The sequence below is a fragment of the Streptomyces sp. NPDC053542 genome (genome assembly GCF_044544685.1).
In the GTDB taxonomy this organism is placed as follows: Bacteria; Actinomycetota; Actinomycetes; order Streptomycetales; family Streptomycetaceae; genus Streptomyces.
The window spans coordinates 247,538-256,970 of the sequence record NZ_JBITXL010000007.1 but is presented as its reverse complement, the minus strand read 5'-3'; the positions used below and the strand labels follow the sequence as shown (position 1 = coordinate 256,970).

Here is a 9,433-nt window from a genome sequence, read left to right as displayed (position 1 = left end):
CGGCGCTGGGCGGCGGACAGCGGCAGCCGCTCGGGGCGCCGGGCGGGGGCGAGCCGGGGGCGGCCGGCACCGGCGTCGTCGAGGCGGGCCGCCAGCGCGGCGGGGGTCGGCGCGTCGAAGACCGCGTTGACCGGGATGCTCACGCCCAGCAGCCGGCGGATGCGGTTGATCAGGCGGGTGGCCTTCAGCGAGTGGCCGCCGAGCGCGAAGAAGTCGTCGTCGGCGTGGACCCGGCCGGCCCCGAGCACCTCGGCGAACAGCCCGCACAGGATCTCCTCGCGCGCGGTCCTGGGCGCCTGTCCCGCGGCGGCCGGGCCGTCGGCGGAACTGGCTTCGGAACCGGCCGCGGAATCGGCCTCTGCGGCCAGGGCGGCCCGGTCGATCTTGCCGTTGGGGGTCAGCGGGAGCGCCGCGGCGAACACGATCCTGGCCGGTACCGCGTGCGCGGGAAGCCGTGCCGCGACGAACTCCCGTACGGCGGCGGCCTGCGGAGCGCTGCCCGCGGCCGCGACCACATGGCCGGTCAGGACGTCGTCGCGGCAGACGACCGCGGCCCGGACGATGCCCGGGAAGTCCAGCAACACGGCCTCGACCTCCGCGGGCTCCACCCGGAAGCCGCGCACGGCGAGCTGGTCGTCGAGGCGGCCGAGGTACTCCAGGGTGCCGTCGGGGCGGGGGCGTACGTGGTCGCCGGTGCGGTAGTCACGCACGGCGTCCCGGGCTTCGGGGGCGGTGCTTTCGGCGTCGAAGCCGGGCTGCTGCTGGTCGTGGTAGTGGGCCAGGTAACGGCTCCGTACCACCAGTTCGCCGTCCGGTGCGGATTCGCCGGGCTGGGTGAGGGTGCCGTCCGCGGCGCGCACCAGCAGTTCGACGCCGTCGATGCCCGGCCCGATCGGCACGGCGGCGCCCCGCGAGGCGAACGGCCGGTGGCCATCGGAGTCCCGCGGCGCGAACGGCCGGTGGCCGTCGGAGTCCCGGAGGGTCAGTACCGAGACGGCCTGCGGGGTCTCAGTGGTGCCGTACATGTTGAGCACCCGGCTCCGCGGGGCCGCGGCCGCCCAGGAGTCGACGAGCCGCCAGGTCGCCGCCTCGCCGCCGAAGCCGGTCAGCCGCAGCGCGGGCCAGCCGCCCGTGGGGGCGCTGTCGGCCAGCGCGTCCGCGAGGCCCGGGGTGAGGTGGGCGACGGTGACGGACTCGTCGGCGAGCCACTGTGCGACCTTGGCGGCCTCCCGTACCTCCACGTCGGGGAAGCAGGCCGTGCCGCCGACCCACAGAGGAGTGAACAGGTCGCGCAGCAAGGGGTCGTGGCCGAGGCCCGACAGGACCGCGAAGCGGTCGTCGTGGCCGAGGCCGAAGGCCGTGGCGTACCAGTCGAGGAAGTGCTCGACCGGCCGCCAGGTGCCGCGGACCGCGCGGGGGCGCCCGGTGGTGCCCGAGGTGAAGACCAAGTAGGCGTCGCGCGAGCTGTCCTGACCAGCCGTCAGCCCCCGCTCACTCTCCCCCGTGTCACGCGCGCCGTCCGCCTCCGGTGCGACCGCGTTCAGTACCGGGCCGTCGGCCAGTCCTGCCGGGAGCCCGCCGGGGTCGCAGGAGATCCAGGCCAACGGCCGGGCCTGCGCCGCGTACTGCCGGAGTCGCTCCGCCGGATACGCCGCGTCCAGCACGGTGAAGGCCGCGCCCGTCTTCGCCACCGCGGTCAGCGCCACGGCCAGTGCGGGGGTGCGCCGCGCGTACACGGCCACCGTGCTCCCCGCGGCCGCTCCCAGTGCCCGCAGCCGGGCGGCCAGCCGGTCCGTCTCCGCCGCGAAGTCCCGGTAGGTCCAGCGGACTCCGGAACCGGTGACCGCGATGCGGTCCGGCGTGCGGACGGCGTGTGCCGCCAGGCGCTCCAGCAGACCGGCCCGCACCGTCCTTCCCTCCAAGCCCTCCGAACCTTCCGAAGGTGAGAAGTTCCGCACCGCCATACCTGCCATGGATCCGACTCCTCGATTCGCCTTCCGGCGGTCCGCTCGCCGCTGGCACTGGTCCTGAACCAACACCTGGACGAGCACGGTATGGAGCGGGCATTTCGGCGCTGTATTGAAGTCCTTTCGGTGTTTTCGGCGGGCTGCCGGCGACGGCAATAAGTCACCGATAAGCGCCCCTTGTAATGTCCGGGCGCCGGGTGTGCCGAGATGTGCGCACGCCCGCCCTGTTCCGCGAAGGCCGTCCCCGGACCCGGAGGTACCTGCAATGAGCCCCGCCGATGCCGTTGCCGGCACGTCCTGGCTGCGCAGCCTGCGCCGGGTGCCGAACCCGCGCGTGCGGCTCGTGTGCTTTCCGCACGCCGGCGGCGCCGCCAGTTTCTTCCGCGCATGGCCGCAGTGGCTCGCCGCGGACATCGAAGTTCTCGCCGTGTGTTATCCCGGCCGCGAGGACCGCATCGGCGAGCCCTGCGCGCGCGATATGACGGAACTCGCCGGGCCCCTCACGGATGCCGTCGCGCCGCTCGTTACCGGACCGACGGCGTTCTTCGGGCACAGCATGGGGGCCTCGGTGGCGTACGAAGTCGCGCGGCGGCTGGCGGACAGCGGCCGGCCGGGCCCGGACACGCTGCTGGTCTCGGGGCGCGCGGCCCCGCACCGGCTGCGCGCTTCCGAGCTGGGCTCCCAGCCCGACGACGTGCTGCTCTCCGATGTACGCCGGCGCGGCGGACCGCTGGCCGCGGCCCTGGACATCCCGGACCTGCTCGATCTGGTCCTGCCCTCGATCCGGGCCGACTACCGGCTGGTGGACTCCTACGCCGCGCAGGCGACGCTGCGCCCGCTCCCGCTGTCCCTCACCGCGTACTACGGCGAGGACGACGTCGACAATCCCGCGGAGTCCGTACTTGCCTGGGCCGAGGTGAGTCCCGAGCGGTTCGCGGCCCGCGCGTTCCCCGGCGGCCACTTCTTCCTCGTCCCGCACGCCGCCGACGTGGTGCGCGACATCGACGGCCGGCTCGGCCGACTGGCGGCCGCACGATGACCGTGAACATGAACATGAACATGAACGTGTACGTGGACACCGGTCTGTGCACCGGTGCGGAGATCCTCGCCGCCACCGACGACCTGTGGACCAGGAGTGTCATCGGCCCGTCGTGGACCGGGCCGGGCCGGCTGCTGCCCGGTGCCGTCTGTTACGGCACCGGCACCCCGGACGAGCCGGACGGCAGTCTCACCGCGGTCGGCGAGCCGCACGCCGTCGCGAAACTCGTCCGTCGGATGCTCGCGGACCGCGCCGAGCCCCCGTACCTCGTCACGGTGCCGCGCGGAACCGAGGTGCCCGGCGACGTGAGCGCCACGCAGGACTGGGAGTTGCTGGCCCTGCATCACGCGCCGCCGCCGCAGCCCGCCGAGGATCGGGTGATGCCGGTGGGCATGGAGGCGAGTACGGAGATCACCACGCTGCTCACCGCGGCCAGCCCCGAGCATTCCGTACGCCCCGGTGCCCCCGAGGCCGAACTGTGGGCGGGCATCCGTGACCCGGACGGCACGTTGATCGCCGTCGGAGCCATGGTGTGCAAACCGGGCACGGATCTGCGCTCCCTCGCGTCGATCGCCACCGCGCCCGCGCACCGGGGCCGGGGACTGGCGGCGGCGGTGACCGCATGGCTGGCGCACCGGGCACTGCAACGCGGCCCGTCCTGCTGCGTCCTGGCCCTCGACTCCGCCAATCACCACGCCCGCCGCGTCTACCACCGCCTGGGTTTCCGCACGGTCCAAGAATTCACCACCGTGGAGTTCGACACCTGGTGAGGTACCGGCTCTCGGGCGCCGACGCTCAGACGCCGACGTGCGGCTCGGCAGAGCTGAGCCAGTGCACCGCGGTCCGCTCGGCGTGCGGGGCGAGCAGGCTCTGCAGTTCGTCCGCCGCTGCCTTCAGCAGGTGGCCGTCGCGGGCGGCATGAAGCGTTTCCAGTGCAAAGACGACCTGCTGGGAGTCCTCGGTGACGCGGGTGCGGTGGGCGTCCCGGTGGTTCCAGTAGCGGGTCAGGACGCCGGTGGCGTCCGCGTAGATGATCTCGCCGGGCTTGGGGCTCTCGACGGTGTCGGGCTCGCCGAGCGGCGTGAACTCCTCACTTCCCGCCGCGTACCGGATCTCGACGTCACCGGTGACCCGGTCCAGGTCGAAGGCCCCGGCAGGCAGCCCGTGGCGGACGGAGACGGCGTTGTAGGAGTCGACGGCCGGGTTGATGCACGGCAGGCCGCCCTTCTTGGCCATGCGGCGGCCTAGCGCGTCGACGCTGGGGCGGATGCGGCGGGGGTTGGTACCGAAGGAGCGGTAGGCGGTGTGCCACGCCTCGATGCGGGGATCGCTCTCGTCGGCGGGATGCCAACTGCCCTCGGCGAGCTGCCGCTCCAGGTCCGCCACGGCGGCGGTGGTCCCGGGCCAGGTTTCGCGGCCGCGCAGGCCGGCGGCGGTGACCAGTGCGATGCGGGTGTCGGGGAAGGCGTCGGCGACAGCGGGGCCGATGCGGAAGGCGGGCATGGGCGGGATTCCGTTTCCTGTGCGGGTGCGGGGGTCAGGGCTTCCAGGGGCCGATGCGGTCGAGACGGCGCAGTTGCTGGCGCGCGGACGGCACGTCCAGGCCCTGGCCGCGCTCGGTGAGGCGGTCGGCGACGGCGGCGCGCTGCTCGACGGGCTTGTGGTCGTCGTACTTGAACTTGGCCAGCACTTCGGTGACTTCGAGGCGCAGCCCGCGGATGCCGGGCAGCATCCGGCCGTACGGCGGACGGTCGGCGGCGACCGGGCCGTGCTCCCCGTCGGGCTGGAAGTGGGCGAGCTGGCGGCGCAGCAACTCCGCCTTCGCCTCGGGGTCGTCGACGAGGTGGGCGCGGCAGGTGAACTGCACGGCCGCGTAGTAGCTGGTGGGCACGCCGTCGGTGGGCGGTATGTCGGGCTTGGCGCGCCAGGGGCCGGGGATGAAGGCGTAATCGCCGATGACGGTGAAGGTGACGTTCGGGTCGTGCTCGATCGCCTCCCAGACCGGGTTGGGCCGGGCGAGGTGGATCAGCAGGTCGTTGCCGTCGGTGGTGAAGTGGGTGGGGACGACGGCGGGCGCGCGGCCGGGCAGGCCGTTGACGCTGAGCTGGCCGAAGTCATGACCCTCGGCGATCCAGCTCTGCCATTCGGCGTCGTCCAGACTGGCGTCCCAGGGCTGGATGAACATGAGGTCTCCCTACGTGTGGTGGGTTGCGCGGTCCATGCGTGGTGGGGTGCGCGCTTGCTCAGGTCAGGGCCAGCAGACTGACCGCGACGGCGGCGGTGCCGAGGCCGACGAGCTGGCCGCGGTGGATGCGTTCGGCGAGCACGCCGCGGGCGAGCAGGACCGTACCGGCCGGGTACAGGGCGGTGATCACGGCGACGACGGTGAGGTCGCCGCTGCGGGCGGCCAGCAGGAACAGCAGGTTCGCCACCGAGTCCAGCACGCCGGCGGCGGCCGAGACCGCGTACGCGGGCCGCTCGGAGCCCAGCCTGCGGTACATCACGCCCGCCGCGGCCAGGGTGACGGCCGAGGAGACCGCCCGGCCCACGATCAGCGGACCCACCCCGCTGTCGGACGGCGCCTGGTGCAGAAAGACCAGCTGGAGGGCGATGGCGGCGCCCGCGCCGAAGGCGAGCAACAGCGCCGTACGGGAGGGCCGCGCGGAACCGGCGCCGTGCCCGGCGCTGACCAGGACGACCGCGACGAGCGCGAGCGGCAGGCCGATCAGTCCGGCGAGGGCCAGGTGCTCGCCCTGCAGCAGTCCGACGGCGACCGGCAGCGCGGCGGACACCAGCGCGGTCACGGGCGACAGCACGTTCATCGGGCCGATCGCCAGGGTCTTGTAGAGCAGCGCGAACGCGGTGGCCGAGGCGACACCGGAGGCGGCGCCCCAGCCGAGGGTGGCGGCGCTGAACGAGGCGCCGAGCACCGGCCACAGCAGCAGCTCGACCGCGAGCGAGGCCGGCGCCGCGACCAGCACGGTACGCAGCACATGCGCCTTGCGGGCGCCGAGACCGCCGAGGAAGTCGGCGCATCCGTAGGCGAGGGAGCTGCCCAGGGCCAGCAGTAGAGCGATCACAGTGCCATCCCTTACTATCAATGGAACGACCGAACCGTACAACGGACCGACCGCCACGTGTCAACCAAACGACCGCGCGGTACATTCCACAGGTCCACCGGCCAGGATGGTGATCGGATGGCAGAGACCGAGGCAGCCCTGCGGACGCTCGCGCACAACGTCCGGGCGGCCCGCACTCGCGCGGGCCTGTCTCTGGACGAACTCGGCCGGCGCGCCCAGGTCAGCAAGGGCGCCCTGGTGGCGCTGGAGAAAGCCCAGGGAAACCCGAACTTCGCCACCCTCGTACGGCTGGCCGACACCCTCGGCGTCTCCGTGTCCGCCCTGCTGGAGGGCCGGACCGAAGGACGCGTCCGCGTCGTGGCCGCCGACGCCCTGACCCCGCTGTGGGCCGGGCCGCAGGGCGGCGAGGCCCGGCTCATGCTGACCACCTCGGGCCCGGCCCCGGTCGAGGTCTGGCGCTGGCGGCTGGAGCCGGGCGAGGAGTACCCCAGCCATCCCCACCAGGCGGGAGTGGTCGAAACCGTCAGCGTCACCGCCGGCCGGATGATCCTGCTCGTCGACGGCACCGAGCACCCCGTCGAAGCCGGCCAGACCGCCACCTTCGACGGCGACACCGCCCACACCTACCGCGGCGCGGGCACCGGCACCTGCCACCTGATCATGACCGTCCACCTGCCGCCCGGCCCGGGCTCCCCCACCTGACCCGGCCGCTTGCTTAGGTTGGACCACCGACCCCCAGGCCCGACCCCCAGGCCCGGCCCCCCAGGCCCGACGCACCGGAGAGCAGCCCGTGAAGATCTACATCACCAGCGTCTTCGTCGATGACCAGGACAAGGCCCTGCGCTTCTATACCGACACGCTGGGCTTCGTGAAGAAGCACGACATCCCGCTGGGCGACGCCCGGTGGCTGACCGTGGTCTCGCCGGAAGACCCCGAGGGGACCGAGCTGCTGCTCGAGCCCTCGGGCCATCCCGCGGTGTCCCCGTACAAGGCGGCGCTGGTCAAGGACGGCATCCCGGCCACCTCCTTCGCCGTGGACGACGTACAGGCGGAGTTCGACCGGCTGCGCGGGCTCGGGGTGCGGTTCACCCAGGAGCCGGTGGACATGGGCACGGTCACCACCGCGGTCCTGGACGACACCTGCGGCAACCTGATCCAGATCGTGCACACCAAGTAGGGCGCCCGGCCACCGAGTTACGCGAGCGGGTCGATTCCGGTGTCCGGGTCGCTTTCGTAGCCGGCGCGGAAGGCGAGCCGGTAGGCGTCGTCGCCGAGGGCGGCGCGGGCCCGCTGTTCGCAGGCCCGGCGGGCGGCGACCCACGCGGGGATGCCGATCTGGTGCCGGCCGAGGGTGTCCCAGCGCTGCTGGGCCAGGCCGAGCAGCCGGGCCGCGGGCTCGCACCGGCCGTCGGCGACCGCGACCTGGGCCAGCACGTCGAAGGACATGGCGGTGCCCAGGCCGTCGCGCAGCCGGCGCTTGACCTCCAGGGCCGACCGGGCGTACCGCCGCGCGTCCGCCGTCCGGCCGCGGGCCAGCTCGGCCTGGGCGCGCGTGAGGTCGCCTCCGGCGCGGGCACAGCGCTCGCCGTACAGGTCGCAGACGAAGCTCAGCTCGTCCAGCGTGGCCATGGCGTCCTCGATGCGCCCCGTGACGATGGCCGCCTGACTGCGCATCACCAGGGCCGCCAGCGTGTCGAAGGTGGGCGGTTCGCCGCGTCGCAGCGGGGCCAGCAGGCTCTCGGCCACGGACGCCGCGCGTGTCAGGTCACCGCGTTGCGTCGCCGTGTACATGTCCAGGGCCGTGGCGAGGGCGGCTTCCGTGGCGCCGAAGTGCCCGGCCGCGGCGGCGCACTCGGCTGCCAGCGCCTCGACGGCGACCGGATCGCCCAGGACACTGATCGCCTGGCCGCACGCGTGCAGGGCCTTGATACGGGCCGGGCTGGGCCGGGTGTCGGCGGCCAGGGCCCGTTCCAGGTAGTGCCGGCCCTCCTTGGGGAAGCCGCAGCTGTACCAGAAGAACCACAGCGCCCCGGCCAGTTCCAGCGCGGTGCGCCCCGCCGGCTCGGCCAGGGCAAACTCCAGGGCGGCGCGGAGGTTGTCGTGCTCGGCGTTCATCCGGTCGTGCCAGGCGTACTGCTCGGGACCGATCCACCCGGCGTCGCCCCGGCGGGCCAGTGCCCGGTAGAACTCCAGGTGCCGGCAGCGCAGTTGCTCCTCTTCGCCCAGGCGGCGCAGCCAGCCGGCGCCGTATTCGCGGAGCGTGTCCAGCATCCGGTAGCGCTCGCCGCCGCCGGTCGGCTGCCAGATCAGGATCGACTTCTCCGCCAGCGTGCCCAGCAGGGCAGGGATCTCGTCGTCCGGCAGCCGGTCGTCGGAGCAGACGTCACGGGCCGTCTCGGCGTCGAAGCTCCCGGCGAAGACGGACAGTCGCGCCCACAGCAGCCGCTCGGCCGGAGTGCACAGTTCGTGGCTCCAGCCGATGGCGGTGCGCAGGCCCTGATGCCATGGGGGTCCGGCGCCGGACGCATTGCGGCCGGGGTCGCCGAGGACGGCGAAACGGTCGTCGAGCCGTCCGGTCAGTTCCCGTACGGGCAGCTCACCCAGTCGGGCCGCGGCCAGTTCGAGGGCGAGCGGCAGGCCCTCCAGGCGGCGGCACAGCGCCAGGAGGTCGGCCCGGTTGGCGTCGGTGACGGCGAAGCCCGGTACGGTCTCGGCGGCCCGTTCGGCCAGCAGCGTCACCGCGTCCGCCTCCCCCGCCGCCGGGTCGCACGTCACCGGCACCGGCAGCGGCTCGACCGCGAGCACTTCCTCGCCGACCACGCCCAGGGCGCGGCGGCTGGTGGCCAGGATCCGCAGGCCCGGTGCGGCCCGTAACAGCACCTCGACGGCCATCGCGCAGGCGTCGGTCAGATGCTCGCACGTGTCCAGGACCAGCAGCGTTTCCCGGTCGGCGAGATAGTCGGCGAGTACGTCGATCACGGGCCGGGTGGTCCGGTCGACCAGCGGCAGCGCGTCGGCGATGGTGTGCGCCAGCAGCGCGCCCTCGCTCAGCGGCGAGAGCTCCACCAACCAGGCGCCGTCCCGCAACCGGGGCCGGAGCTCGGCCGCGGCAGCCCGGGCGAGGCGGGTCTTGCCGACGCCGCCCACGCCGGTGAGAGTCACCAGCCGGGACCGCTCGCACAGTTCGCGCAGGGCGTTCAGTTCCGTCCCGCGGCCGATCAGCCGGGTCGTCTCGGCAGGCAGGTTTCCGACCGGCTTCCCACCCCGCGACCGCTCCGTCGTCATGCCGCCGTGCCACCCCGTACATGTGCCGTTCCCTGTGGTGGACAGCAGTGTGCCAGCCTCCC

Annotated in this window: 8 protein-coding genes and 1 pseudogene; 4 read left to right on the top strand and 5 right to left on the bottom strand. The window is 73.5% G+C overall.

Going from position 1 to position 9,433, the window contains the following annotated elements; all coding sequences use genetic code 11:
* Nucleotides 1–92: 92 nt before the first annotated feature.
* Nucleotides 93–1,964, bottom strand: a pseudogene (locus ACIGXO_RS21695) (AMP-binding protein); the annotation flags it as partial.
* Between the two features lie 268 nt (nucleotides 1,965–2,232).
* On the opposite strand from ACIGXO_RS21695, the gene ACIGXO_RS21690 reads away from it, so the two are divergent.
* Nucleotides 2,233–3,006: a thioesterase II family protein gene (locus ACIGXO_RS21690; RefSeq protein ID WP_399789142.1), complete on the top strand. Its 774-nt coding sequence runs from the start codon at nucleotides 2,233–2,235 to the stop codon at nucleotides 3,004–3,006.
* 8 nt (nucleotides 3,007–3,014) lie between these two features.
* Nucleotides 3,015–3,776 carry a GNAT family N-acetyltransferase gene (locus tag ACIGXO_RS21685; protein ID WP_399789140.1) on the top strand — a complete coding sequence of 254 codons (762 nt, stop codon included), beginning with the start codon at nucleotides 3,015–3,017 and terminating at the stop codon, nucleotides 3,774–3,776.
* Nucleotides 3,777–3,801: 25 nt separating this feature from the next.
* On the opposite strand, the gene ACIGXO_RS21680 is transcribed toward ACIGXO_RS21685, so the two are convergent.
* The 3 genes from ACIGXO_RS21680 to ACIGXO_RS21670 are packed head-to-tail and all read right to left on the bottom strand — an operon-like array spanning nucleotide 3,802 to nucleotide 6,086.
* Nucleotides 3,802–4,509, bottom strand: coding sequence for a B3/4 domain-containing protein (locus ACIGXO_RS21680; protein WP_399789137.1), 708 nt, complete (start codon nucleotides 4,507–4,509; stop codon nucleotides 3,802–3,804).
* Between the two features lie 34 nt (nucleotides 4,510–4,543).
* Entirely contained in the window at nucleotides 4,544–5,191 is a 648-nt protein-coding gene (locus ACIGXO_RS21675; protein WP_399789134.1) for an FMN-binding negative transcriptional regulator, read from the bottom strand.
* A 58-nt stretch (nucleotides 5,192–5,249) separates the two neighbouring features.
* Nucleotides 5,250–6,086, bottom strand: coding sequence for an EamA family transporter (locus ACIGXO_RS21670; protein ID WP_399789131.1), 837 nt, complete (start codon nucleotides 6,084–6,086; stop codon nucleotides 5,250–5,252).
* A gap of 117 nt (nucleotides 6,087–6,203) precedes the next feature.
* Between ACIGXO_RS21670 and ACIGXO_RS21665 the strand changes: the two genes are divergently transcribed.
* On the top strand, nucleotides 6,204–6,788 hold the full coding sequence (locus tag ACIGXO_RS21665; protein ID WP_399789128.1) for a helix-turn-helix domain-containing protein: 585 nt from the start codon (nucleotides 6,204–6,206) through the stop codon (nucleotides 6,786–6,788).
* Between the two features lie 88 nt (nucleotides 6,789–6,876).
* Entirely contained in the window at nucleotides 6,877–7,263 is a 387-nt protein-coding gene (locus ACIGXO_RS21660; RefSeq protein WP_399789126.1) for a VOC family protein, read from the top strand.
* Between the two features lie 17 nt (nucleotides 7,264–7,280).
* On the opposite strand, the gene ACIGXO_RS21655 is transcribed toward ACIGXO_RS21660, so the two are convergent.
* A complete protein-coding gene (locus ACIGXO_RS21655) occupies nucleotides 7,281–9,371 on the bottom strand; it encodes an ATP-binding protein (protein ID WP_399789124.1) in 2,091 nt (696 codons plus the stop codon).
* Nucleotides 9,372–9,433 lie beyond the last annotated feature (62 nt).

Bases quoted from the DNA above. Each gene is read 5' to 3' on its own strand.
- ACIGXO_RS21690 (WP_399789142.1), top strand. From the start codon at position 2,233: ATGAGCCCCGCCGATGCCGTTGCCGGCACGTCCTGGCTGCGCAGCCTG.
- ACIGXO_RS21655 (WP_399789124.1), bottom strand. From the start codon at position 9,371: ATGACGACGGAGCGGTCGCGGGGTGGGAAGCCGGTCGGAAACCTGCCT.
- ACIGXO_RS21665 (WP_399789128.1), top strand. From the start codon at position 6,204: ATGGCAGAGACCGAGGCAGCCCTGCGGACGCTCGCGCACAACGTCCGG.
- ACIGXO_RS21685 (WP_399789140.1), top strand. From the start codon at position 3,015: ATGAACATGAACATGAACGTGTACGTGGACACCGGTCTGTGCACCGGT.
- ACIGXO_RS21675 (WP_399789134.1), bottom strand. From the start codon at position 5,191: ATGTTCATCCAGCCCTGGGACGCCAGTCTGGACGACGCCGAATGGCAG.
- ACIGXO_RS21680 (WP_399789137.1), bottom strand. From the start codon at position 4,509: ATGCCCGCCTTCCGCATCGGCCCCGCTGTCGCCGACGCCTTCCCCGAC.